The 26,836-nt window shown below is 45.9% G+C and carries 17 protein-coding genes; 11 read left to right on the top strand and 6 right to left on the bottom strand.

All coding sequences use genetic code 11. From position 1 onward, the window contains the following. Positions 1-36: 36 nt before the first annotated feature. A complete protein-coding gene (barA, locus tag B9J87_RS11250) occupies positions 37-2,817 on the bottom strand; it encodes a two-component sensor histidine kinase BarA (RefSeq protein ID WP_094124176.1) in 2,781 nt (926 codons plus the stop codon). A 183-nt stretch (positions 2,818-3,000) separates the two neighbouring features. On the opposite strand from barA, the gene rlmD reads away from it, so the two are divergent. From rlmD to eno, 5 genes are all read left to right on the top strand, one after another. After that, positions 3,001-4,323 carry a 23S rRNA (uracil(1939)-C(5))-methyltransferase RlmD gene (gene rlmD, locus B9J87_RS11245; RefSeq protein ID WP_019281106.1) on the top strand — a complete coding sequence of 441 codons (1,323 nt, stop codon included), beginning with the start codon at positions 3,001-3,003 and terminating at the stop codon, positions 4,321-4,323. A gap of 63 nt (positions 4,324-4,386) precedes the next feature. After that, positions 4,387-6,609 carry a GTP diphosphokinase gene (gene relA, locus B9J87_RS11240; protein ID WP_013856038.1) on the top strand — a complete coding sequence of 741 codons (2,223 nt, stop codon included), beginning with the start codon at positions 4,387-4,389 and terminating at the stop codon, positions 6,607-6,609. A gap of 134 nt (positions 6,610-6,743) precedes the next feature. Further along, positions 6,744-7,541 carry a nucleoside triphosphate pyrophosphohydrolase gene (gene mazG, locus B9J87_RS11235; RefSeq protein WP_088732852.1) on the top strand — a complete coding sequence of 266 codons (798 nt, stop codon included), beginning with the start codon at positions 6,744-6,746 and terminating at the stop codon, positions 7,539-7,541. A gap of 223 nt (positions 7,542-7,764) precedes the next feature. Then, positions 7,765-9,405: a CTP synthase gene (locus tag B9J87_RS11230; protein ID WP_013856040.1), complete on the top strand. Its 1,641-nt coding sequence runs from the start codon at positions 7,765-7,767 to the stop codon at positions 9,403-9,405. A 79-nt stretch (positions 9,406-9,484) separates the two neighbouring features. Then, on the top strand, positions 9,485-10,786 hold the full coding sequence (gene eno / locus B9J87_RS11225; RefSeq protein WP_013856041.1) for a phosphopyruvate hydratase: 1,302 nt from the start codon (positions 9,485-9,487) through the stop codon (positions 10,784-10,786). A 116-nt stretch (positions 10,787-10,902) separates the two neighbouring features. Here eno and B9J87_RS11220 read toward each other — a convergent pair whose 3' ends face one another. Continuing rightward, entirely contained in the window at positions 10,903-12,114 is a 1,212-nt protein-coding gene (locus B9J87_RS11220; protein ID WP_064625887.1) for a multifunctional CCA addition/repair protein, read from the bottom strand. Positions 12,115-12,202: 88 nt separating this feature from the next. Here B9J87_RS11220 and B9J87_RS11215 point away from each other — a divergent pair, with 88 nt between their 5' ends. Continuing rightward, positions 12,203-13,804, top strand: coding sequence for an ExeA family protein (locus tag B9J87_RS11215; protein WP_094150798.1), 1,602 nt, complete (start codon positions 12,203-12,205; stop codon positions 13,802-13,804). Next, the gene (locus B9J87_RS11210) at positions 13,804-14,574 is read left to right on the top strand and encodes a general secretion pathway protein GspB (RefSeq protein ID WP_094124172.1); all 771 of its coding nucleotides are present in this window, start codon (positions 13,804-13,806) and stop codon (positions 14,572-14,574) included. The genes B9J87_RS11215 and B9J87_RS11210 overlap by 1 nt, the downstream gene beginning before the upstream one ends. Before the next feature lie 60 nt (positions 14,575-14,634). Here the strand turns inward: B9J87_RS11210 and B9J87_RS11205 are convergent, their stop codons facing one another. The 3 genes from B9J87_RS11205 to B9J87_RS11195 all read right to left on the bottom strand — a co-directional run bounded on the left by B9J87_RS11205 (position 14,635) and on the right by B9J87_RS11195 (position 17,486). Next, positions 14,635-15,243 carry a TIGR04211 family SH3 domain-containing protein gene (locus tag B9J87_RS11205; RefSeq protein ID WP_026029138.1) on the bottom strand — a complete coding sequence of 203 codons (609 nt, stop codon included), beginning with the start codon at positions 15,241-15,243 and terminating at the stop codon, positions 14,635-14,637. A gap of 158 nt (positions 15,244-15,401) precedes the next feature. Continuing rightward, positions 15,402-16,661, bottom strand: a complete 1,260-nt coding sequence (locus tag B9J87_RS11200) for an inorganic phosphate transporter (protein WP_026027278.1) — start codon at positions 16,659-16,661, stop codon at positions 15,402-15,404. Positions 16,662-16,805: 144 nt separating this feature from the next. Beyond that, positions 16,806-17,486 (bottom strand): TIGR00153 family protein, encoded by a 681-nt coding sequence (locus B9J87_RS11195; protein WP_013856047.1) that lies wholly within the window; start codon positions 17,484-17,486, stop codon positions 16,806-16,808. A 204-nt stretch (positions 17,487-17,690) separates the two neighbouring features. Between B9J87_RS11195 and B9J87_RS11190 the strand changes: the two genes are divergently transcribed. The 4 genes from B9J87_RS11190 (at position 17,691) to hldE (ending at position 25,318) form a co-directional block, all read left to right on the top strand. Further along, on the top strand, positions 17,691-19,214 hold the full coding sequence (locus B9J87_RS11190; protein ID WP_026028703.1) for a CYTH and CHAD domain-containing protein: 1,524 nt from the start codon (positions 17,691-17,693) through the stop codon (positions 19,212-19,214). A gap of 380 nt (positions 19,215-19,594) precedes the next feature. Beyond that, a complete protein-coding gene (locus B9J87_RS11180) occupies positions 19,595-20,851 on the top strand; it encodes a methyl-accepting chemotaxis protein (RefSeq protein ID WP_013856051.1) in 1,257 nt (418 codons plus the stop codon). A 126-nt stretch (positions 20,852-20,977) separates the two neighbouring features. Next, positions 20,978-23,824, top strand: coding sequence for a bifunctional [glutamate--ammonia ligase]-adenylyl-L-tyrosine phosphorylase/[glutamate--ammonia-ligase] adenylyltransferase (gene glnE, locus B9J87_RS11175; protein WP_094150796.1), 2,847 nt, complete (start codon positions 20,978-20,980; stop codon positions 23,822-23,824). 63 nt (positions 23,825-23,887) lie between these two features. Further along, a complete protein-coding gene (gene hldE, locus B9J87_RS11170; protein WP_013856054.1) occupies positions 23,888-25,318 on the top strand; it encodes a bifunctional D-glycero-beta-D-manno-heptose-7-phosphate kinase/D-glycero-beta-D-manno-heptose 1-phosphate adenylyltransferase HldE in 1,431 nt (476 codons plus the stop codon). An 85-nt stretch (positions 25,319-25,403) separates the two neighbouring features. On the opposite strand, the gene tolC is transcribed toward hldE, so the two are convergent. Further along, entirely contained in the window at positions 25,404-26,711 is a 1,308-nt protein-coding gene (gene tolC / locus B9J87_RS11165) for an outer membrane channel protein TolC (RefSeq protein WP_094150794.1), read from the bottom strand. Between the last annotated feature and the right edge of the window lie 125 nt (positions 26,712-26,836).

Below are 26,836 nucleotides of genomic sequence, written 5' to 3'. Positions count from 1 at the left end.
TTTCATTCGGTTAAATTGTTTCTTGGGTTAAATTGCTCATTCGCTTAAATACGGTTTAGCGGTAGCGACCACTTTGTCCATCTCATCTTGTAATTCAAATAACTCCGGTTCGACATCGCTGATGGATTTGCCCGATCGCAATGCCTGTTCGAGCGCTGCGCACACTTTTTTCAAGCGGGGTACGCCACTGTATGAGCAACTGCCGTGCAGTTTATGAATATGGTGCAGTAGATCTTGGGTAGGGTATTCATCATCTTCCAACGCCATGCTGACGACTTGGCTCACCTGTGGAATCGAATCAACTAGCATCTGTAGCAGCTCTTTGGCCAAATCTTCCTTGTTGGCTGATTGTTTGAGTGCATTTTGCCAGTCAATGATAATGGTGTGATTAGGCTGCTCAGCTTCCTGTGACGGCGACGGTATAACTTGTTCTGTGAGTTGTAATTTCTCCAACTGTTTACGGTTGGCGTAGGGGTTCCAGTGTGCTAACACTTGCTGCAAGATGTGCTCTTCAATCGGCTTAGTGAGGTAATCATCCATTCCTTCTTTCAGCAGACGATCGCGCTCTCCGATCATTGCATGAGCCGTTACCGCAATCACGGGCGTTTGGTGATTGAGTACCGTTTTCTTAATTTCTTGGCAAGCGGTGACCCCATCCATCTGTGGCATTTGGATGTCCATCAAAATCATATCAAATTTCTGGCGGCTTGCTTGTTCGACCGCTTCTTGGCCATTCGTGCAAGCAATGACGGTTTCAACACGTTCTTGCAGCAGGGCCATGATCAGTTTGAGGTTGGCAGGGTTATCATCCACCGCCATTACTTTCAGGGGCAGTGTATCGAGTGTGATCGGTAGATCTTGAATGGCAGGCTGTACCGGTTGGTGCGCGATTAACAGTTGCAGCAATTTTTTACGCGACAGTGGCTTGGTAATGCACTGCACTGGATGATGCTGCATTAAATAATCGGATAGTGCGAGCTCGGTACTTGGTGTACCGATAATCACGTTGTCGGCAAGCTGAATAGCCTTTGTGACCCACTGCTCAACCAAATCTAAATCAGTCTCTCTACTTGGGGCTAAATTGAGTAATACATAATCGAAGCGATCCGTCTCTTCTGGCATCACCGCTCGATATGTGACGCTCAACCCTGCCTGCACCAACATTTGCTGAATGATGGAGGCGGCTTGCATATTGGGTTCAACGAGCAACAGCTGTTTATTGCTCAAAATATGTGGGTCAAGCCAGTCGCTCATCGGCATTTCAGTGGTATTAAGACGCAGCGTAAACCAGAAGGTGGAACCTTGGTGAAGGCGGCTGGTGAGGCTAATTTCACCGCCCATGTGGCTGACCAATTTCTGAGTAATAACCAAACCAAGTCCAGTGCCGCCGTAGCGACGAGAAATACTGGCATCGGCTTGGCTAAAGGCTTGGAACAGCTGTGCTTGTTGGCGCTCTGAAATACCAATGCCGGTGTCGCGCACCATAAATTGCAGCTCAACCACATTGTCGCGTTGTGAGCGCAATTCAACACTGATGTCGATGTTGCCACGTTCGGTGAACTTAATCGAGTTACCGACAAGGTTGGTCAACACTTGTTGGATACGAAGTGGGTCACCTACCAAGCCTGCTGGGATTTTTTGATCCACTTTAAGAGTGATTTCCAATCCTTTTTCATGAGCACTGGTCGCTTGGAGGTTAACTACCTCTTCCAAACTCTCTTGAAACTCGAACGGAATATTTTCCAGTGCTAACTTACCGGCTTCTAGCTTGGAGAAATCCAAAATGTCATTGATGATGTTCAATAAGTTATTAGCCGATTTTTCAATGGTTTGTAAGTAATCTGCTTGGCTATTCGTCAACTGGGTTTTGAGCATTTGGCGGGTGAAGCCAATGACACCGTTAAGTGGCGTGCGCAACTCATGGGACATGTTAGCAAGAAATTCTGATTTTATGCGCGCGGCTTCTTGGGCGCGTTTTTTGGCAATGTCCAATTCAACGTTTTGGATTTCCAACTGCTCTAAGGTTTCTCGCAAATCCGAGGTGGCTTGGTCGATACTGTGCTGCATTTCGACGTGATATTCCGATAGCGATACCGCCATCGCGTTGATCCCTTTTTTGAGCGAATCTAACTCACCGTGCATTTTGCCTTCGATCCGCACATCAAGGTGGCCGCGACGAATTCTATCCACCATGTTTTTCATGTGTGAGATAGGGCGAGTCACATCGTGCAGGAGTCGGAATGCGAACATCCCTGATAAACCGAGCCCAAGCGCAAGCACTAAAAAGGCGGAAAAGACCTCTTGATACTGTTGTAAACGCAATGAAGAGAGATCCAACTCTATCGCGATATAGCCGAGCGCAGGCGTTGATGTATTGGCATTTATGCCTTCGGTTAGACGGTTTTCAGCCAAAATTGGCGTGCGCAGTATTAAAGTGTTCTCGGTGAGATTTGAGCTGCTTAAAATCGGAATGGGCTTATCTTTTGGATAAGTTAAGCTTTCAAAGTTAGGGTGAAAATTCGAGGTGACAAACAGTTCGTGGTTGGCGTCAAACACCGCAATACTGCGGACAAATTTAGAGTTCTTCCGATGCGCGTAGCTGATAATGCGGCGTACCGACTCACGGCTTTGGTTTTTTAAGGCGTCTTCACTAGCAATGGCCAAGGGCTCGATGATGCTCGCCCCCGCATTGATCACCTGTTTTTCCAGATCATGGTAGCGATTGAATGAGAAAAAAGCACTGAGCAACAAGCCGATAATTAAGGTTGGAGCTAAGGTTAAAGTAATAACGCGCGCGCGTAAGCCATATCTGGTCATTATTGTCTAAACATCGTGGTGTGGATATGGGAAAATAGCCAGCAATTTGATGAGCAAGCCTGTACGAAAATCGTTTAATTGACGGCTAGCTTAATCAAGTCGAGTAAGTTCGACAATCATCCCCGCACTAAATAGTGACGCTAGGGCAAAAAACATCGATTTAATTTTACTTAGGCACAGAGCATGGCACGTTTTTTCCAACCGAAAAAGAAAGCGCAATTAGAAACAAAACATCAAACGGTATTGATTGAACGTCTTGATCATCAAGGTTCTGGTATCGCTTATCAACACAATAAACTGCTTTTTGTTGATGGCGCGCTGCCCGGTGAGCAAGTGCTGATGCAGCTAACTGAAAGCAAAAGTAAATACTCTCGCGGTCAGTTGATTAAAGTCTTAACGGCCAGTGAACAACGCGTGACGCCATTTTGTCGCCATTACGGTCAATGTGGTGGTTGCGATCTGCAGCATTTAGAGCACAGTGCGCAGGTGGCGCACAAAGAGCAAACACTCTCGCAATTGATGAGTAAATTCGCCGGACAAACGTTGGCATTGAGCCCCGCAATAAGTTGCGCCGATAAAGGCTATCGCCGCCGCGCCCGCATCAGCGTGTTGTGGGACAAAAAGCAGCAACAGCTGCAATTTGGTTTTCGCAAAAAGCAGAGCAAGCAAATTGTTAACGTGACGGACTGCCCAGTGCTAGAACCACAACTCAACACGCTACTTACACCTATCCAAGCGCTGTTAACGCAATTTAAATCTCAGCAAGCGATTGGCCATGTTGAATTGGTGCTGGGTGATCAAGGCGCTGTGATGGTGTTACGCCATCTTCAGCCGCTGCCAAGTGAAGATCACGCGGCGCTGCTGGCGTTTGCTCAGCAGCATCATCTCACTTTGTATGTGATGCCAGAAAGCGATCAGCTCGAACGTCTTCACGGAGAGATGGCAAGCTACCGTGAAACCGGATCAGTTATCGAATTTTTGCCCTCCAACTTTATTCAAGTCAATCGCCAAATAAACCAAAAAATGGTGGCTCAAGCATTGGAATGGTTAGCTTTGACTGATGATGACCGAGTGTTGGACCTATTTTGTGGCGTAGGGAACTTTAGTTTGCCGATGGCCCAATACGCTCAATCGGTGGTGGGCATTGAAGGTGTGGATGAGATGGTTGAGCAAGCGACACAAAACGCGCAGCGCAATCAAATCGACAATATCACGTTCTACCAAGCAAATTTGGAACAAGATATGTCAACGCAAGCGTGGGCAAAGCAAAAATTTGCTAAAGTACTACTCGACCCAGCGCGAGCCGGGGCGGCAGGCATTGTCGACCAATTGGCTAAGCTCGGCGCTCAGCGCGTGGTGTACGTTTCTTGTAACCCGGCAACACTGGCAAGAGACAGTCAAAGTTTACTCAGCCAAGGTTATAAGTTGGTAAAACTTGGCATGTTGGATATGTTTCCACACACCAGTCATTTAGAATCGATGGCGCTATTTGTAAAAAGTCGGTAGACAGAGAACTAACTCAGTCGAAGTTAGTCGAATACCACAAACTATAAAACTAGGACGAATCAGATGGTTGCGGTACGAAGCGCACACTTGAATCCAGACGAACAGTTTGAGCTAGATAAATGGATTGCGAGTTTACATCAAGATAAAAGCACAGCTTCTAAACTGACGGACGTATATCGTCAGTGTGAAACGTTATTAGAAGGTCATGCCAAAGGACCGCTACTGCTGTGGCGCGGCCGTGAAATGATCGAAATCCTGATTACCTTATCGATGGATCGCGCCACTTTAGTCGCGGCTCAGCTCTTTCCTATCGTCAGTAGTGGGCTTTTTGACCGTGAAGTATTAGAAGAGACCTATGGTAAAGGCATTGTGAAGCTGATTGATGGTGTCGAAGAGATGGCGGCGCTTGGTCAGTTAAACATCACCTTGCAAGGCAGTGAAGCTTCAGAGCAGGTGGATAACGTTCGCCGCATGCTGCTTGCGATGGTAGATGATTTTCGTTGCGTGGTGATCAAATTAGCGGAGCGCATTTGTAATTTACGTGAAGTAAAAGATGAACCTGACGAAATTCGCCGTGTAGCGGCTAAAGAGTGCGCCAATATCTATGCCCCTTTAGCAAACCGCTTGGGCATTGGTCAGCTCAAATGGGAAATTGAAGATTACGCATTTCGCTACCAGCAGTCCGATACCTATAAACAAATTGCTAAGCAGCTTTCCGAGCGCCGCATCGTGCGCGAACAATATATTCACGATTTTGTCGAAGATCTGCGCGCCGAGATGAAGCTTTCTCATATCAATGCCGAAGTGAGTGGCCGTCCGAAACACATCTATAGCATCTGGCGCAAAATGCAGAAGAAAGGGTTGGCTTTCGATGAACTATTTGATGTGCGTGCAGTTCGCATTATTGCTGATCAACTGCAAGACTGTTACGCCGCCTTGGGCGTTGTTCATACCAAATACAAACACCTGCCTAGCGAATTTGATGATTACGTTGCGAATCCGAAGCCGAATGGCTATCAATCCATTCATACGGTGATTTTAGGACCAGAAGGCAAAACCATCGAAATTCAAATTCGTACTAAGCAGATGCATGAAGAATCTGAACTTGGGGTTGCTGCGCACTGGAAATATAAAGAGGGCGCAACGGTTGCCCGTAGCGGTTACGATGAGAAAATTACTTGGTTGCGTAAGCTTCTTGACTGGCAAGAAGAGATGTCTGATTCGGGTGAGATGATCGACGAGCTGCGTAGCCAGGTGTTTGATGATCGCGTTTACGCCTTTACACCTCGTGGTGATGTGGTTGATTTACCCATGGGAGCCACGCCGCTCGATTTTGCCTACCATATTCACTCTGAAGTGGGGCATCGCTGCATCGGTGCCAAAGTCGCGGGTCGTATTGTTCCATTTACTCATAAATTATCTATGGGTGATCAAGTCGAAATCATCACTCAGAAAGAGCCGAATCCGTCGCGTGATTGGCTAAATCCAGCAACGGGGTTTGTTCATTCAGGCCGTGCGCGCGCCAAGATTAACGCTTGGTTCCGTAAACAAGGCCGCGAGAAAAACCTTGAAGCCGGACGAGAGATCCTCGAATCAGAATTGGCCAAAATCGGTGCTACGTTAAAAGATGCCGATAAATACGCGCTCAAACGTTTTAACGTCAATACGCCTGACGAGCTGTACGTCGGCATTGGCAGTGGTGATCTGCGAATCAACCAAATCGTCAATCACATCAATGCCTTGGTGAATAAGCCGACCGCTGAGCAAGAAGATCAACAAGCACTGCAAAAATTGCAAGATGCGCAAACTCGTCCAGCTCAGCCACATCGAGCGCACAAAGATGCCGTTGTAGTGGAAGGGGTAGATAACCTCATGACACACCTAGCGCGCTGTTGCCAACCTATCCCGGGTGATGAGATCAAAGGTTACATTACTCAAGGGCGTGGTATTTCAGTCCATCGCAGTGACTGTGAACAGCTAGAAGAGCTGAGCCATCACGCACCTGAACGCATCATTGATACCGTTTGGGGGCGCGGGTTTGTTGGAACCTATATTTTGACTTTGCGCGTTGAAGCGATGGAGCGAGGTGGGTTACTCAAAGACATCACCACCCTGCTTGCGAATGAGAAAGTGAAAGTCATCAGCATGAAAAGTCGTAGTGACTACAAAAGACAGTTGATCATCATGGATTTTGATCTTGAAGTGAGCAACATCGAAGCGCTGTCACGAGTATCAATGCGAGTAGAACAGATCAAAGATGTAATGTTGGTGAAACGCCTAGGCTAAATTTCATATCACAGTAACACTCTTATTGGCGTGAATCGCAATTAAATCGCGACGCAAGCGCCTTGGGTTTTCAAAGGCGAGTGGCAATGACTGCTCGCTTTTTTATTTTAAATATTGATGTAAGGAGCAGATAAATGAGTCACCCAATCGAACAACTGGAACAGATCATGGCACAGTTGCGTGACCCAAAAACAGGTTGTCCTTGGGATATCAAGCAAACTTTTGACACTGTTGTTCCTTACACAATCGAAGAAACCTATGAAGTGGTGGAAGCGATCCACAACCAAGATTGGCCTAATCTCAAAGAAGAATTAGGTGACTTGCTATTTCAAGTTATTTTTTATAGTCAAATGGCGAAAGAGCAAGGGTTGTTTGATTTCTCGCAAGTTGTTGAAACGGTGAATGAAAAACTTACGCGCCGCCATCCTCATGTTTTTTCGGGTGCCAAGTTTGAGGATGAAGCGCAAATCAACGCCAATTGGGAAGCTGAAAAAGCCAAAGAAAAAGTACAAGCAGGAAAAAAAGATCAAAGTATTCTAGACTCAATACCACACGCTTTTCCGTCTCTTTTACGTGCTACAAAGATTCAAAAAAAGTGTGCCCAATATGGCTTTGATTGGGATTCTATCGGCCCAGTGGTTGATAAAGTCCAAGAAGAGATCGAAGAAGTCATGGAAGAGGCGTTGCAAATCAACCCTGATCCGGTTCGAGTAGAGGATGAAATGGGCGATCTATTATTTGCCACCGTTAACTTTGCTCGGCACTTAAAAATTGATCCAGAAGTGGCGTTAAATAAAGCAAATCGAAAGTTTTCACGTCGATTTAAAGGCATTGAAATGCTGGTGGCACGTCAGCACAAAACCTTGACCGATTTTTCTCTCGAAGAATTGGATGCGATGTGGAATGAAGTGAAGCGCTTGGAGTCGAAGTAATACCCTGTGTTGGCAATCCACAATAAAACCCACCCATTGAGACAAATTTGACTCATTTGAGTGGTGTGATAAGCCATATCAAACGGTGCTCTTTGATTTGAAGCAAAAAATAAAAAATGACAGTGTGATAGATTTCACGTTGTAGCGAATAAGGGCTTCTGGTATATTTTTATCCCGTCCAGAAGAAATCCATTTCCCTCATTCAACCAATTTCAGGTTAAACATGACGACAAATTACATTTTTGTTACTGGCGGGGTTGTATCCTCTCTAGGTAAAGGTATTGCGGCAGCATCTCTTGCGGCGATTTTAGAAGCTCGTGGTCTTAAAGTGACTATGATGAAGCTTGACCCTTACATCAACGTTGACCCAGGCACAATGAGCCCAACTCAACATGGTGAAGTGTTTGTCACGGAAGATGGCGCTGAAACTGACCTTGACCTTGGTCACTACGAACGTTTTATTCGTACCAAAATGACCAAGCGCAATAACTTTACTGCTGGTCGTGTTTATGCCGATGTATTGCGTAAAGAGCGCCGCGGTGACTACCTAGGTGCAACGATTCAGGTTATTCCACACATCACTAATGCGATTAAAGATCGCGTTATCGCAGGCTCTGAAGGTCACGATGTCGCTATCGTTGAAGTGGGCGGAACCGTTGGTGATATCGAGTCATTGCCATTTATGGAAGCGATTCGTCAGCTTGCGATTGAAGTGGGCCGTGAACACGCAATGTTTATGCACCTGACTTTAGTTCCTTACCTTGCCGCTGCTGGTGAAGTGAAAACCAAACCGACTCAACATTCAGTTAAAGAGCTGCTTTCTATCGGCATTCAGCCTGATATTTTGGTTTGTCGTAGCGATCGCGTTATCCCAGCGAACGAACGTAAGAAAATTGCTTTGTTCTGTAACGTGCCTGAAAAAGCCGTTATCTCGATGAAAGATGTTGATTCTATCTACAAGATCCCTCAACTGATCAAAGCTCAAGGTTTGGATGATATCGTTTGTAACCGTTTTGGTATTAAAGCACCGGAAGCGGATCTTTCTGAATGGGAACAAGTGATTTACGAAGAGGCTAACCCAACCGCTGAAGTGGTGATCGGGATGGTCGGTAAATACATTGAATTGCCTGATGCTTACAAATCGGTTAACGAAGCACTGAAACACGCAGGTTTGAAAAACCGTTTGAGCGTGAAAATCAAATACATCGATTCTCAAGACGTTGAAACCAAAGGTGCGGAAGTGCTGACTGGTTTGGACGCAATCCTAGTACCTGGCGGTTTTGGTGATCGCGGTATCGAAGGCAAAATTCTTGCTGCGCAATATGCCCGCGAAAACAAAGTTCCTTACCTAGGGATTTGTCTAGGTATGCAAGTGGCGCTGATCGAATACGCGCGTAACGTTGCGGGTATGAAAGGTGCGCATTCAACAGAATTTAACAAAGAGACTCAATACCCTGTGGTAGGCTTGATCACCGAATGGGTAGATGACGAAGGTAACGTAGAAGAGCGTACTGAAAAGTCTGATCTTGGTGGTACTATGCGCCTTGGTTCGCAGCTATGCCACTTAGAGAAAGGCACCAAAGCGTATGAGCTTTACGGTAGTGCAACCATTCATGAACGTCATCGTCACCGTTATGAAGTTAATAATAAACTTCGTCCGCAGATCGAAAAAGCCGGCTTGAAAGTATCAGGTCTGTCTGCTGATAAGAAGCTAGTTGAAGTGATTGAGAACCCTGCTCACCCATGGTTTGTAGCAGCTCAGTTCCACCCAGAATTCACGTCAACCCCTCGTGATGGTCACCCACTATTTGCAGGCTTTATTAAAGCGGCAGGTGAGTTCCAACGCGGTGAATCAGAGAAGTAACAAGGATACGGGCAGTTGCAATTGTTGTGCTGCTGCCCTTTATAGTTTTGACATTTAAATTCAACGAGAGGAAACATTAATGTCTAAGATCGTTAAAGTTCTAGGTCGCGAAATCATCGACTCACGTGGTAACCCAACAGTAGAAGCTGAAGTTCACCTAGAAGGCGGTTTCGTAGGTATGGCAGCTGCGCCATCTGGTGCATCTACTGGTTCTCGCGAAGCTCTTGAGCTACGTGACGGTGACAAATCACGTTTCCTAGGTAAAGGTGTTCTTAAAGCGATTGCAGCTGTAAACGGCCCAATTGCTGATGCTCTAGTTGGTAAAGATGCTAAAGATCAAGCAGCTATCGACCAAGTGATGATCGACCTTGATGGTACTGAAAACAAATCTAACTTCGGTGCGAACGCAATCCTAGCGGTTTCTCTAGCGAACGCAAAAGCAGCTGCGGCTGCGAAAGGCATGCCTCTATACGAGCACATTGCTGAGCTAAATGGTACTGCTGGCCAATTCTCTATGCCTCTACCAATGATGAACATCATCAACGGTGGTGAGCACGCAGATAACAACGTAGACATCCAAGAGTTTATGATCCAACCTGTTGGCGCAAAAACTCTTAAAGAAGCAGTACGTATGGGTGCAGAAGTATTCCATAACCTAGCTAAAGTTCTGAAGTCTAAAGGCTACAACACTGCTGTTGGTGACGAAGGTGGTTTCGCTCCTAACCTAAAATCTAACGCTGAAGCGCTAGAAGTTATTGCAGAAGCAGTTGCAGCGGCTGGCTACGTGCTAGGCAAAGACATCACTCTAGCGATGGACTGTGCAGCATCTGAGTTCTTCGACAAAGACGCTGGCATCTACAACATGAAAGGTGAAGGCAAAACGTTCACTTCAGAAGAGTTCAACCACTACCTAGCGGGCCTTGTTGAGCAATTCCCAATCGTTTCTATCGAAGACGGTTTGGACGAGTCTGATTGGACTGGTTTCAAACACCAAACTGAACTTCTAGGCGACAAAATTCAGCTAGTGGGTGACGATCTATTCGTTACTAACACTAAGATCCTTAAAGAAGGTATTGAGAAAGGTATCGTTAACTCAATCCTTATCAAGTTCAACCAAATCGGTTCTCTAACTGAGACTCTAGCTGCAATTAAGATGGCTAAAGACGCAGGTTACACAGCGGTAATCTCTCACCGTTCTGGCGAAACTGAAGATGCAACTATCGCTGATCTAGCAGTAGGTACAGCTGCAGGTCAAATCAAAACGGGTTCTATGAGCCGTTCTGACCGTGTTGCTAAGTACAACCAACTAATCCGTATTGAAGAAGCGCTAGCTGGTCGTGCTCCTTTCAACGGTCTTAAAGAAGTGAAAGGCCAAGCTTAATCCCACGGGGTACAGCTTAGCATCATTACTTTAAAGAACGCCCTGCAATGCAGGGCGTTTTGTTTTTTCTGCTATCGCAACTCGCATTTTGAATTGCTAGTTGAGAAGAGAAAGATTTACACCGCGCTAATCGCTGCGATCCGTCGTTTATCCAGCTCTTCTTTGATCGCTTTCCCTTGAAAACCATCACGGATCACCTGTTGTACATCGACACTCAGTGCGGCTTGATAGGCTTTGAGAAAAATATCGCGTTGCGGATAAGGGGTCTCTTCGCAACCTAATCGACCCGCATGATCGGCTTGACAACAGAGTAAAACGTCCTGCAAGCGCTCAGGCTTGCGCCATGCATCGAGTTTATCGAGTATTTTGAGTTTAGTGCTGGGTTTTAATTCTGCCGCTCGATGAATATTGGAGTGCTGCTCGCAGACGAGCAGTGCCAACTCTTTACACTCATTTGGAATACGCACCCGCTCGCACAAGGCTTTAATGATGTTAATTCCTGTGTGACAGTGCATTTTATGGCTGGGCCATTCGCTTTTAGGTGTGACTCCTTTGCCTAAGTCATGCACTTGTGCTGCAAAACGAACCGCTATCGATGAAGAGAGCTTCGCCGCTTGCGCTGCAACCATCAAGGTGTGTACTCCGGTATCAATTTCAGGATGCCATTTTTCCGGTTGAGGAACACCAAACAGGCGATCCAGTTCGGGTAATACCACTTTAAGTGCACCGCATTCATATAAAACAGAAAGAAATATTTCTGGATGCTGAGTGGCCAGTGATTTCTGCCACTCTTGCCATACGCGCTCGGCGGTTAAGTGTTGCAACTCACCTGATTGCGTTATTTGTTTCATCAGTGCCATGGTTTCATCGGCAATGGTAAAATCTAAATGTGCGAATTTGGCCGCAAAACGAGCCACGCGAAGGACGCGTAGTGGATCTTCGATAAAGGCATCAGAAACATGGCGCAGTAGGCGATTGTGCAGATCGCGCTGGCCGCCATAGGGGTCAATAAGCTTACCAGCGTTATCTTGTGCAATGGCGTTAATGGTCAGATCGCGGCGGGCGAGATCCTCTTCCAAAGTCACATCGGGTGCGTAGTAGCAGGCAAAGCCTGTGTAGCCAGCGCCAGTTTTGCGCTCAGTGCGAGCAAGGGCATACTCTTGTTTCGTTTTCGGGTGAAGAAATACGGGAAAATCTTTTCCTACAGGAGTAAAACCAGTGGCCAGCATTTGCTCTGGGCTGCTGCCTACTACAACCCAATCTTTGTCATAGATATCAATATGGAGCAACTGATCGCGTACCGCGCCCCCAACTAAGTATACTTGCACCGGATTACCTTAAATATGCTGAAACGCCATTGGCGATTGATGTTAGTAATGGTACTTTTCATCACAGTGAAATGATAGAGACGAGAGAATGTATAAGGAATTTTTTGGATTTACCGAGCCGCCATTTTCAATTGTACCGAGCTCTCGTTACCTATTTTTGAGCCATCGTCATCGTGAAGCGATGCAACATTTACAAGCAGGGCTGGGTGATGGTGGTGGTTTTGCGCTATTAACTGGCGAAGTGGGGACTGGCAAAACAACCATCGCAAGAGCGATGCTTGCGGCACTCGATGATAGTACTCAGGCGGGGTTTATTTTAAATCCAACTTTTTCGAACATCGAGTTGCTTGAAGCGATTTGTGATGAGTTTGCGCTGTCTTACCCACCTTCAGGGAGTTTAAAAGCGCTTAGCCAAGTAATTTATCATCATTTACTGCATAACCACGCGCAAGGGAAACAGACGCTATTAGTGATAGATGAAGCGCAGCATCTGGCCGCCGATGTACTGGAACAGTTGCGACTACTGACTAACCTTGAAACGGAGAGCCGTAAGTTGCTTAAGGTTTTACTGATTGGTCAGCCTGAGTTACAACAAAAATTGCAATTACCTCAGTTACGCCAACTTGCGCAACGTATTACCGGTCGTTATCACTTGCTGCCTCTCAATGTTCAAGAGACAGAGCAGTACATCCACTTTCGTTTAGCGTTAGCCGGCGGTCACAAGGATTGGTTTGATCAGAAAAGTATCAAATGGATAGCAGAACAGACCCACGGTATTCCGCGTTTAATTAACTTAGTGTGCGATGCGAGTTTCAAGTTAGCCTATCAGCAGGGCGTGAAAGCGCTCTCATTTGAATTAGTGCGTACCGCGGGTCAAGAGGTCATGAATTTTCAGTCTTCGGTCTATCAGTCGCCTCATGCTCGCCTCGTACCGTCTTCAATATCGTATCGCTCTCCTCTCATTGCGGGCTTAGTGTTAGCTGTGTTCATTGCGTGGTTTAGCCCGCCATGGATTGATCGCATGATGCGCTTTGCGTTGCCTTCCCCTGAATTACCTAAACCGATCACTCAAGTGGTGATCAGTGCTCAATTGGAACAAGATCTAGAACGCTCGAAGGCATTGGAAGCGGCCATTAGCGATCTTTATAAAGTTTGGGGTTACAGTGCATCTTTGGCCGATAGTTTTTGTGATGCTCAAGCACAAGGACGCTTTCAATGTCAGCGTATGCAGGGTGATTTCAACCAATTAAAGCAGTTAAATTTGCCAGTGGTGCTTACTTTAGCTGCGGAGCAAACACAAGCTTATGCGGTGCTGTACCAGATCAATGCTGAGCAGGTGCAATTGTTAATGGCAGGAAAGCATGTGCAAATTAACCAAAGTCAGCTCAATGACGTATGGACAGGAGAATATCACTACATTTGGCAGCACGATTTACTCCGAACGTTGAAACAGGGCATGCAAGGAGATGATGTTGAACTGCTTGACCAAAAATTGTCTCAGTTACTTGGAGAGCAAGCCACAGGACATCAACGTTTTGATGGGGAGGTAAAGCGCAAAGTAGCGTTTTTCCAGCGCTGGCAGAAAATGGACAGCGATGGTATTGCTGGGGCTCGCACTATAAGTCGGCTTGAGCTATTGACTCAACACAACGCACCTCGTCTTCTCATTATTACTAAGGAGCAAGGATAATGTCGCAAGTGCTTAAAGCATTAGAGCAATCAGAGCTTAGCCACCAGAGCAAAAGCTTGCCTCACTCTCCTCATGTGGCAGTATTTAATCAATCCTTGCCATCTTCATGGTGCTCGAAATCATCGCTTACCGTGTTGTTTGCTCCATCGTTACTCTGTTGCGGTTATCTTGTTTATCATTCATACCAAGCTCGAATCGATGAGCTAGAACAATTGAAGCACAATGCGCCACAAGTTGTGCAACAAGAGGGGGCTTACCAAGTTCTGGAATACCCTGACTTTGGTGAGTTACAAACTAATACACCACGAGTGAAAACACTTACCGAGACAAGCTCTACGCCGCCATTTACTCCTTTACATGGTACCCAGTTGACGACTAGTGAGCCGCGGCGAGATAAAAACGCAGATCAGGAGTTTGGCCTTAATGATCTCGACTTAAGTCAATTATCCCCGGAATTGGTACAACGAGTTGAGTTGGCGATTCAAGGCAAAGATCAAGTCGTACTTGTAGGAGACACATCAAAAGATCATCTTCTGCTCACAGAACATCTTGATACCTTTTCAGGTCGTATCCCAGCGCTGAATTTCCAGACTCACGTTTATTCAAGTCGTACAGATAAACGATGGGTAAAAATTAATGGCGTAGAGCGAAAGGTAGGTGATGATGTGGTGAATGGTGTGCAATTAGTCGAGATTAATCCGCAATCGACCTTGATACGTTTCGATGGTGAATTGATTGAAATCCCAGCTCTTTATGATTGGAAAGGATAAAAACGGTCACCTTTCTCTGGTGACCGTTTTTCAAGTGATAGATCCAGTCAGTTAGGGAGACTATGCCCAACCAGAAGGGTGTTTCTTACGGCGTGGGATAATGTGTGGCAAAATTAGTCCAAGTAACAGACCAATACCCGCTACGCCGCCCCCGTAAGTAAAGTATTTAAGCAGTAGATCCTCTTTCTGAGTATCCAGCTTAGCGCGCAGTTCGCGAATTTCAGTTTGTGAATCAGTGAGCTGCTTACTGATATCACTGTAGTTTTGTTCTAACTCTGAAATTTGTTGATTGCGAGCCTCTAATGAATTGGCCAATCCGGCTTTTTCACTGTCTGCATTTTGCTTTGCATTGGCCAATTTACTTTTCACTTCGGCCAGCTCACTCTCCAATTTCGGCAAACGCATCGCCATGCTTTCTTGGCGAGTGACAAAACGGCTTTCAACCCAACCCGTGCGGCCTTTCTCATCGGCAATCTGGCTATAACCAGTATCGTTATTAACATCAAGCAGCTTTACTTTGTCTCCTGCATCGATGCTACCGAGAATGCGAAATTGGTTACTTGGACCTGAATGAATATAAGTAAAGAGTTTGTCCGCAATATAGCGGTCTTGCGCAAACGTTGGCGCAGCCAACATGGTCAGTAAAACCATGCAGATCAGTTTTTTCACGATAAGTCCTTTAGCTATCAAATGAGGTATTAAAATGCTTTCGACAAATATTAAGAAGTTTCGTTGATTGGTGCAACAAAGAAGGGAGGCTAAGCCTCCCTTTCTGTGCGTTTGAGTCAATTAATGACATTGCACTTACAATCTATTGACTTATTGTATTAGCCAAATATTGCTTGCAGGGCATAGAAGAAAATGACCGCAAGTAAAGCGCCTGCTGGCAAGGTGACAATCCATGAAGCAACGATATTACGCACCACACCTAGATTCAATGCCGCAATTCCACGAGCAAAACCAACCCCTAATACCGCACCAACAAGTGTTTGTGTGGTTGAGATTGGAAGGCCAGTACCTGATGCCAATACGACCGTTGACGCTGTTGCCAATTGAGCGGCAAAGCCACGGCTTGGCGTCAGTTCAGTGATACCCGTACCGACCGTCGCCATCACTTTGTGACCAAGGGTAGCTAGGCCAACCACAATACCAAAACCACCCAGTGGCAAAATCCACCAAGCAATTGAGCTTTTAGCACTAACAGCACCCAAGCTTTCAACAGTTGAAACCACCGCAGACAGAGGACCAATCGCGTTAGCTACATCATTTGAACCATGCGCAAAAGCCATTGCACACGCAGTGATCACCATCAATACGCTAAAGATGCTCTCAACGCCGGAAAACCCATGGTCTTCTTCGCGGTTGGCAAATTTTCTCTTGATGTAGTAGTAACCACCGACCATAACAAGGCCTGATAACGCCGCCGAACATAACCATGCTTCACCGGTGCTCAGGTGTAAGCCTATATGTTTAAGGCCTTTTTTGATGGTAACCAGTGCGATCACCATAGTGGTGATGAACATATAAATAGGAACAAAGCGTTTGGCATTCATCAGTGGATTTTCAGTATCGAAAATCAATCGTTGAGCACTGACGAAGATTAAGTAGGCGAACAAACCAGAAATGACTGGGGTGACAATCCAACTGCCTACTATGCCTTTTACTGAGGCCCAATCAACCGCTTCTGGGCCGACAGATATGCAGGCAAATCCGATAATGGCGCCGATGATAGAGTGAGTCGTTGATACAGGCCAACCCATGTATGAAGCCAGCAATAACCATGTTCCGGCGGCGAGAAGCGCAGACATCATGCCATAAACAAGAACGTCGGGTTGGTGAGCGAAAAGTGCGGGTTCGATGACGCTGTTACGAATGGTTTCGGTTACTTCACCACCCGCTAAATATGCACCAGCGAATTCAAAAATCATCGCAATGATAATAGCTTGTTTTACGGTTAGCGCTTTTGAGCCTACTGAAGTTCCCATTGCATTAGCAACATCATTTGCACCAATACCAATCGCCATCATGAAGCCAAAAGCGGCTGCAACAAGAATCAGGACAGTGCCGTAGTTCGCAAGGATATCCATCGTAATACCTAGTCTTTTGATAACAAGCGGAGCATAACTGGACTCATTTTCTCGAAGCGAGTCAAAACCATCAGCGGAGAAAATAATCAACGCCTAAGCTGATGGATCAAGTTTTGCTCTTCGTTATTTGGTTAACTTACTGATTTAAGAGCGAGAAAGCATTAGTTCAAGACGAGCGCCAACGCGCTGAGCTTGATCGGCAATGCCGCCCACCCATTCTAGAATTTTGTACAAGAACATTACATCGATCGGATTCATTTTCGACTCAATAGCCATTAATTGTTGGCGGAGTCGAACCTGCATCGCATCGGTGTCATCTTCAATCACATCCAGTTGATTGATCATTTCCGCCACCAGTGTGACTTCACGACCTTTAAATCCTGTTTCCAATAACTCATCGAGCTCATTGATCACTTTTTGCGCTTGATTTGCTGCATCAAGGCAGCGTTTTACGTAGGCAATGAAGTTTTCTTGAAGAGGCTCTGGGATGATCAATTGACGACCGTAGACACGGCCTGCAATATCTTTTGCAAGGTTGGCCAGTTTATCTTGCTGAGTTAACAGCTCTAGCATGTCAGTACGATCGACAGGCATAAATAAACCGCGTGGTAGTTTAAGACGAATTTCACGCTTGAGTACGTCCGCTTCTTTCTCTAAATGAGAAATTTGGGCTCGAATTTCACCTGCTTTCTCCCAGTCACCCTTTGAACAAACTTCAAAGAAATTGACTAAGTGAGAGCAACATTCATTCACACACACAACGTGGCGCTGCAAAGGCTTTATAGGGGACTTTGCAAATAACCCCATAATTGTATTTACTGGCATGGTCGTTCAACCTAAAAAATATAACCTTAAAATAACATACACCATTCATGGCGAAATGTTGAGCGATGGCTATAAAGGCGCGCATGTTAACCCATTAAATCTCTCATTAAAACTGTTTTAGATCATCATTCCGGTGATATTTGTTACTTGCCCCACTGTGCATTAGGCCATATTCTTTCGCTATCTGCTTTGAAAGGGTTAGTTATGGAAACCGAGATAGAACTGAAGTTTTTTGTTTCACCAGAATTTTCGGAAATTTTGCGTTACAAGATCTCTGAAATCAAAGTACTTCAGCACAGTTGTCGAGCGTTAGGGAACACTTACTTCGATACACCTGACAACTGGTTGCGTCAACACGACACAGGGCTTCGTATTCGTCGCTTTGATGATGTGTATGTTCAAACTGTTAAAACGGCGGGTCGAGTCGTTGCAGGGTTGCACCAAAGACCAGAATACAATGCTGAGCACAACAGCAATGAACCGAACTTGACGCTTCATCCGGAAGATATCTGGCCACAAGGTAAAGATATTACGACCTTACAATCTGAACTTATGCCTCTATTTTCGACCAACTTCACACGCGAGCAGTGGTTGATTGGCATGGCCGATGGCAGCCAAGTTGAAGTGGCTTTCGATCAAGGCTTTGTCGTTGCAGGTGAAAAACAAGAACCTATCTGCGAAGTGGAGCTGGAGTTGAAATCGGGGCAAACGGATGCTTTGTTTACGTTAGCTCGCCAGTTTTGTGAGCACGGTGGTATGCGTCTGGGTAACTTGAGTAAAGCGGCGCGAGGCTATCGTCTTGCGTCTGGTTATCAAGGTGATGAAGTTCACGCCTTAACCTTGGTCAATACAGTCAGTACTGACAGCGTGGAAGAGTGTTTTATTCACTCGCTAGAGCATGCATTATCCCATTGGCATCACCATGAACAGATCTACACCGAGCGCGATTCAATTCCGGCGTTACATGAGATAAGCCACGCCACCAGTTTTTTACGCCAGATCTTGAGCATTTATGGCGGCATTGTGCCACGTCGCGCCAGCGCTATTTTACGTCAGGAATTGAAATGGTTGGAGCAAGAGTTATCGTGGTTAAAAACTCATGACTACCTAACAAACCTGCTTGAAGATAAAGGCCACGCACTGCGCAAACTGGACGCTCGTAAATTTATCATCGCCGAGTTAAAAGAGCAGCAAGAGGCACTACCCACTCGGGAAGAAAACTTAAAGCTGCTCAGTTCGGCGCGGTATACAGGGTTACTGCTTGATCTCAGTCGTTGGATTTTGAGCCGTGGATGGCAACCCTTCTTGGACGATAAAGCCAGAGAAAAAATGGCGCGTAACGTCGGTTCGTTTTCGGTGAAGCAGTTGGATCGCACATGGGCCGAGTTAATGGAAGCTTTTCCTCCTAAAGTTGAGCTAAGCCCTCAAGAGTATATTGATCAGCAGTATCGTTTAATGCGTAATCTCTACACTGGCATCGGTTTTGCGAGCCTTTATGATATTGAAGAACGCAAAAACTTCCGTCTCCCTTGGGCTGATTTACTGCAAGGAATAGATGATTTATTAATGCTCAAGCCGCTAGAGAATTTGATCGACAAGTTGCAAGAAGACGAACAAGAACAACTCAAGCGATGGCTGATTCGCCAACAAAACTCCATTGTTCATGCGATGGAGCAGACGAGACAAATTGGCATTGAAGCCGAGCCTTATTGGCGTAAAAGTCGCTAATCAACATGGCTCACAGCCAAAATGAAAAAGAGATACTGCGGTGTCTCTTTTTTATATCTCTGCTCATTTAGTTTCATTAATTGCAATTGATTTGTGGATGAGATCAAATCTCCAACAGGTTGCACAACGAAACGACTACAGTTCAAAAAATCAGGGTCGATAGAAACCTAACAGGTATCATGATTGACAGGGATGAACAACAAGCCTGAGATCACAAATAATGCCATGAGTGAGTGGATCAGCAACAATAAACACATTGGATTTGTCTCATCTTTGATATCATCTTTTTTCATACGAAGCTCAAAATAAATAGCTTTTTAGTTTTTGAGTTTGCTTACTTACCGAAATTTCAACATATAAGACATAGTGGAGAACTGACAATGGCAACAATGGCATTTAAGCCATGGGAACGTTTGATTACTGATATTCGTCTCGTTCCTAAAATGGTTATGCTGATGGTGTTTAGTACAGTATTGATCATCGCAAAGCAGCTTTGGGATGCTCGTACTTTTTACGAATCACTGCTTGCAGCAACTCAGAATACCGAAATCGCTCAGCAACACTATGATGCTTATTTGACTCAAGTAGTATGGCAAACGGCATTCATGATCATCGTTTTTGTTGTGCTTTTACTCGCCGCAGCCAAAGTCATGCTGCGCCAAACACAATATTTAAGTGATTCAATTAAGTTGATGGCAAGTCGTGATCTTTCCACACCGATTAATATGGAATGTAAAGATGAGTACGGCGACGTTGCGCGAGAGCTTGAGAAAACCCGCCGCCAGTTGCAAGACGTCATTAAGATGCAAGTGGATGCCTCACAAGAGCTTTCGTCACTTACTGAAGTCATGACCATCAGCATGTCAGAAACCAAAGATTCGGCTCAAGAAGAGTTTAACGAAATTGACCAATTGGCCACCGCCATGAGTGAAATGACATCCACGGTGCAAACGGTCGCAGAGCATGCACAAAATGCATCAGCACTAACCGAGCAAGCGTCAGGTCAAGCAGAAACTGGTCAGCGTTTTGTTAAAGGCACCATCACTAAGATGAGTGAGCTATCGAAGGATATCGCGGCATCAGCGCAAGCCGTCAACCAAGTTGAAGAACGAGTGGTTGCGATTGGCAGTGTTGTTGGAACCATCCAAAGTATTTCCGAACAAACCAACCTACTCGCGCTCAATGCAGCTATTGAAGCGGCTCGGGCTGGTGAAGCTGGGCGTGGTTTTGCGGTGGTGGCCGATGAAGTGCGTAACTTAGCGCAGCGCACCCAAAAAGCGACGATTGAGATCCAAGAGATGATTTCTCAATTACAAAATAGTGCCAATTCAGCCGTTGATTTAATGGAAAAAAGTGTAGTTGAAGCGGCTGAAGGAGTTGAGCTGGTTACGAATGCGGGCACTGAATTAGATGGTATTGTGAATCAAGTACAACGGATCAATGACATGAATATCCAAATCGCAACGGCCGCTGGGCAGCAAACTAGCGTGGCTCAGGAAATGGACCAAAATCTAACCAATGTGAGGGAGCTCGTTGAAGCTTCAGTAACAGTGGTTGGTGAGTTGCTTGAAACATCAGAGATCATGCAAAGCAACGCCGAAGAGTTAGATCGGAAAATTACGATGTTCAAAGTCTAACTCTGTAGAAATTCTATCCTTCAATCAACGCCCACAATTCTTGTTGTTGGGCGTTTTTTATTGATATAAGTTTGCTATAAATAGCCTTCTAGCGACTGCATTGGTCTCAATTCACAAGGATGTCTCATGTTACTGCCTTCATCACTTCACGCTTTTGCGCACACAACCTATCAACATTTGCTAGAGCAACAACCGAGCATTGCACAGTGGTCCGAGCCATTGAAAAAACAGCTGTTGTATGTGGTCGGGATGAGCCAGTTTATCAATGAAGCATTATTGCGAGATGAACGGTTGTGTATGCAATTACCGGAAATGTTGGCGGGAGAGTCAAGGCTAGAGCATTACCGAGACGATCTCGCTATACAGCTAGAAGAGTGCAAAGATGAAATGTCAGGGCATCGTATTTTGCGTCAGTTTCGTAACCGGGAAATGGTGTACATCGCTTGGCGAGATTTCACCGCCAGTTGGACGTTAGAAGAGAGCCTTGCACATCTTTCAGCACTGGCGGAAGCACTCATTTTTGAGACTTACCAGTGGCAGTACGCTGTTTGCTGCTTCGAGTGGGGAACGCCAACTAACGACCAAGGTGAAGCACAACCTATGCTGATCATCGGCATGGGCAAATTAGGTGGCGGTGAGTTGAACTTCTCGTCGGATATCGACCTCATCTTTACTTATCCTGAAAACGGTGAAACACAAGGCGCTCGCCGCAGCATCGCGAATGCGCAATTTTTTACCCGTTTAGGCCAGCGAATCATCAAAGCGTTGGATCAACATACCTTTGACGGTTTTTGCTACCGAGTTGATATGCGTTTGCGTCCTTTTGGTGAAAGTGGCCCACTGGTGATGAGCTATGCGGCACTCGAAGATTATTACCAAGAGCAAGGTCGTGATTGGGAGCGTTATGCGATGATCAAAGCTCGAGTAATGGGGCGGGAAATGTATCCGCAGTATCAAGAGCTGCGTCAAATGCTGCGACCATTTGTGTTCCGCCGCTACATCGATTTTAGCGCCATTCAATCTCTGCGCCGTATGAAATCGATGATCAGCAGCGAAGTGAGACGTCGAGGGCTGCATAACAACATCAAATTAGGCGCAGGCGGGATCCGCGAAATTGAATTCATCGCACAAGTATTTCAGTTAATTCGTGGTGGACGAGAACCCAGTTTACGTCAGCGTGGACTATTAGAAACACTGGTTGCAATAGAAGAACTTGCCCTGCTCAAACCGCAAGAAGTGGCCGATTTACGACAAGCTTATCTGTTTTTACGTCGCCTTGAAAACCTATTGCAAGCGATGGCCGACAAGCAGACGCAAACCTTGCCAGACAATGAACTGGATCAACATCGCTTAGCTGTTGCTATGCAATGCACTGACTGGGTAACGCTGCTTCACGAAACGCATCAACACATGACCAAAGTACATCAAGTATTTGCAACTCTGATTGGCGATGATGAAGAAGAAGATGACCACTGCGTTGCTAAACATTTTCACGAGCTGTGGGATATGGCGCACAAGCCAGATGTGCTTGAAACGATTTTTCAACAAGAGCTTACCTGTGATGATCCTGCCGGTATGGCGCATGTATTGATCCAATTTAAAGAGGATTTGGCGAAAAAAACGCTGGGCCCACGCGGACGAGATGTATTAAACCGGTTGATGCCAAAACTGTTCCAAGCGATTTTCATTCACCCAGATGCGCAGTTTGGCTTACCTCGTGTGCTGCATTTGATGTACAAAATTGTGACTCGAACCACTTACCTTGAGCTGCTAGATGAACACCCTGCGGCATTGACGCAGCTGGTGCGTTTATGTACCGCAAGCCCGATGATTTCGGAACAGCTTAGTCGTTACCCCATTTTACTCGATGAACTTATCGACCCGCAGCATCTCTATAATCCAATCGAGTTGTCTGCTTATAAAACTGAACTGCGTGATTTTCTTGCTCGTATTCCCGAAGAGGATATGGAGCAGCAAATGGAAGGATTGCGCCAATTTAAGCAGATCTGCATTTTGCGTATTGCTGCTGCTGATATTGCCGGTGCGTTGCCTGTGATGAAAGTGAGCGATCACTTAACCTACCTTGCTGAAGCCATCGTTGAAGCTGTGATCAACCAAGCTTGGCAGCAAGTCAGTGCAAAATACGGCCAACCCACTCATTTAAAAGAGAGGGATGGTAAAGGGTTTGCAGTCGTTGGCTATGGCAAAGTGGGGGGCTGGGAGTTGGGTTACAATTCCGATCTTGATATCGTGTTTCTCCATGACTGCCCAGTGGATTGTTACACTGATGGCGTAAAAGAGATTGATGGCCGTCAGTTTTATTTGCGCTTAGCCCAGCGCGTGATCCACATTTTTGCTACTCGTACCGCTTCTGGGATTTTGTATGAAGTTGATACTCGTTTGCGCCCGTCTGGAGCGTCCGGTTTGTTAGTTAGCCCCGCTGAAGCGTTTGATGAATACCAGCGCAATGAAGCGTGGACGTGGGAACACCAAGCCTTAGTTCGAGCTCGAATGATTTATGGTGATGAGCCACTGCAACAGGCTTTCCATCGCACCCGCCATGAGATTTTGTCATTGGCAAGAGATGAAACCAAGCTCAAGCAGGATGTAGTCGCGATGCGGATAAAAATGCGCGATCATTTGGGGGGAAAGAAAAGTGGCCGTTTTATGCTTAAACAAGATGCTGGTGGCATCACTGATATTGAGTTTTTAGCTCAATATCTAGTGCTGCGTTTTAGCCATGAAAAGCCAAAATTGACGTTTTGGTCAGACAACGTACGCATTTTTGAGTCACTGCTGAACCAAGGTGTTATGGAGGAAGAACAAGCGCTGGCTCTCACCGATGCCTATACCTCGATGCGCAATCAGATCCATCATCGAAACTTGCTTAACTTGGATGCGGATGTTGACGAAAGTAAGTTTGTTGACCTGCGAAAACGAGTCACAAACGCTTGGCAGCAGTGGCTAGGTTGAGTGTTTTAGAGACTCAATGAGCTGTGTTACACTCAGCGCAATAACAAAAATTGGAGATCCACAATGAAACCAATCCTACCTGACTACAATGATGCAGGTGTATTGATTATTGGCGATGTGATGCTTGATCGCTACTGGTATGGCCCAACCGGTCGCATCTCACCAGAAGCCCCCGTTCCTGTAGTAAAAGTAGAGAATAGCGAAGAACGTCCAGGCGGCGCGGCAAACGTTGCAATGAACATTGCTTCGCTGGGCGGTCATGCGCACATTGTTGGTTTAACTGGCGTGGATGAGCCAGCGAAGGTTCTGACTGAAACGTTAACAGCGTTGAAAGTGAGTTGTGATTTTGTTGCTCTGCCAAATTATCCAACCATTACAAAATTACGCGTGCTAAGCCGAGGCCAGCAGCTGATCCGTTTGGATTTCGAAGATAAGTTTGAGAACACCGATCCAGAACTGATTTTATCTCGCATGGAGCTGGCGTTACCGAAAGTAAAAGCGGTGATCTTGTCCGATTACGCCAAAGGCGCATTAGAGCATGTGCAGCAATTAATCCAAAAAGCACGTGCAGCCAACGTTCCCGTTTTTATCGATCCTAAAGGAGCCGATTTCGAACGTTATCGTGGCGCAACATTGCTCACACCTAACATGTCTGAATTTGAACAGGTCGTAGGCAAAGTAAAAACAGAGCAAGAGCTAGTAGAAAAAGGCTTTGCCTTGATTGAACAGTTTGATCTTGGCGCACTGTTGGTGACTCGCAGCGAACATGGCATGACACTGTTACAACGCAATCAGAAGCCATTCCATTTACCAACATTAGCCAAAGAAGTGTATGACGTAACGGGCGCTGGAGATACGGTGATTTCAGTGCTTGCAGCATCAGTTGCAGCAGGTAAACCACTTGATGAAGCGTGTGCATTAGCCAATGCGGCGGCGGGTGTTGTGGTTGGTAAACTGGGCACGTCAACCGTTTCAACCATTGAACTAGCGGAAGCGGTTCACGGTAGCAAAGATACTGATTATGGTGTCATCAGTGAACAAGCCTTAATTGATGCGGTAAAAGTGGCTCAAGCTCAGGGCGAAAAGGTGGTAATGACCAATGGTTGCTTTGATATTTTGCATGCAGGACATGTTTCTTATCTTAACCACGCAGCCAAATTAGGCGATCGCCTGATTGTTGCCGTTAACACGGATGAGTCGGTTAAGCGTTTGAAAGGCCCAGGTCGCCCAGTCAATACAACGGATCGCCGCATGGCGGTGCTGGCTGCATTGGGCGCTGTCGATTGGGTGGTTCCTTTTTCTGAAGATACGCCACAGCGTTTGATTGCGGCTGTACTACCTAACTTACTGGTGAAAGGTGGTGACTATAAACCTGAAGATATCGCCGGTGGTGAAGAAGTGATTGCGGCGGGTGGAGAAGTCAAAGTGTTGAACTTTGAAGATGGTTGCTCAACCACAGAAATTATTGAAGCAATTAAAGGCGGCAGAGGCTAACATCGCGCCGTATCCTTTGGCATTTTGTATAAAATGAGCCAATCACTACAAAAAAGCCGCTGAATTGTCAGCGGCTTTTACTTTTTTAGCTGTCTGCTTTTAAGCCAGCGTTGATATCTAAAATATCTTGCTCGCTCAAGGTGCCTACTGCTTGACGCAATTGCAGTACGCTCAGCACATAGTCATAACGTGCGTTAGAGAGATTTTTATTCGCATCGTAGAGACGGCGCGTTGAATCAAGCACATCAACAATAGTCCGTGTACCGACATCAAAGCCTGCTTCGGTCGCTTCCAGTGCTGATTTCGCTGAAATAACTGACTGTTCATAAGCACGTAAAGCGCCAATAGAGGCATTGATGTTGTTGTTAAATGCGCGTACATCTTTCACAACGCTGCGATACGTCTGTTCTAAATCTTGGCTTGCAGCAACGTACGCAAATTCAGCTTGTTTGGTTTTCGACGTGGTTTTTCCGCCGGAGTACAGCGGCACATTAAGGTTGATCCCAACATTGAAATCGTTGTAATCCCCTTGAGAGTTGCTGTTATCGTTGCTTTCATCACCGTATTTGTAGCCGCCATCAAGAGTCAATGAGGGTAAGTGCCCTGAACTTGCTAATGAAATATTATCTTTCGCGACATCTTGAGCAATACGAGCGGTCAGCAAAGAGAGATTTTTCTGTTGGGCTTCTTCAAGCAGAGCATCAATCGGCTGCGTTGTTTTGCTGGCTGAAAAACGATTAGTATCCAACACACTTAAATCAGAATGTTCTTGCCCGGTAATTTCACGCAAGGTTTCATAACTATTGGTGAGGCTATTTTTTGCCAAAACTTCATCAGCAAGCACGCCATCGTATTGCGCTTGTGCGTCATGCACGTCAGTAATCGCAGAAAGACCGACTTCAAAACGTTGTTTCGTTTGCTCTAATTGACGAGCCACTGCCGCTTTTTCTGCACGGACAAATGCCAAGTTATCTTTGGCGCGAAGCACTTCAAAATAGGCTTGTGCAACGCGTAAAATCAGACCTTGCTGGGTGGCCGCATAGGCAGAATCTGCTTTGCGTGCATTCTTTTCTGCCGTGTCTAAAGAAACCCAACTTGAACGTTGATAAAGCTGCTGAGAGAAACTGATGCCTGCTGTGAGCTTATCGCTTTCACGTGAATCAGTATCACTGCGGTTGATATTGTAACCAGCGGTCAGGTTGATTTGTGGTAACAGATCGCCACGGCTAGATGTGACCGCTTCAAATGCAGCATCACGTTGAGCTGCAGAGCTCAGTAGCTGAGGATCATTTTCTTTGGCTTGATTATAGATTTCAGTAAGAGTATCCGCCCATACTGAAGAACTCAGGCTGCCTAATGCTGCGCTGATGAATAGTGGAAGCAGTTTTTTCATTGGTCCTATTCCCTGCCTTAATATGTAAGAAGGTTACTTTTAAGGAGTTTAACTTAAATTGGTGGTAATTCACTCGAAACTTTGCACTTTTTTACACATAACTGTCCATCTGTGCAATAAAATTC

Source organism: Vibrio sp. V19_P1S1T109, from assembly GCF_002241375.1.
Lineage (GTDB): Bacteria > Pseudomonadota > Gammaproteobacteria > Enterobacterales > Vibrionaceae > Vibrio > Vibrio anguillarum.
Note: the sequence above shows the minus strand (reverse complement) of the source record. Positions and strands in the feature narration are given on the sequence as shown.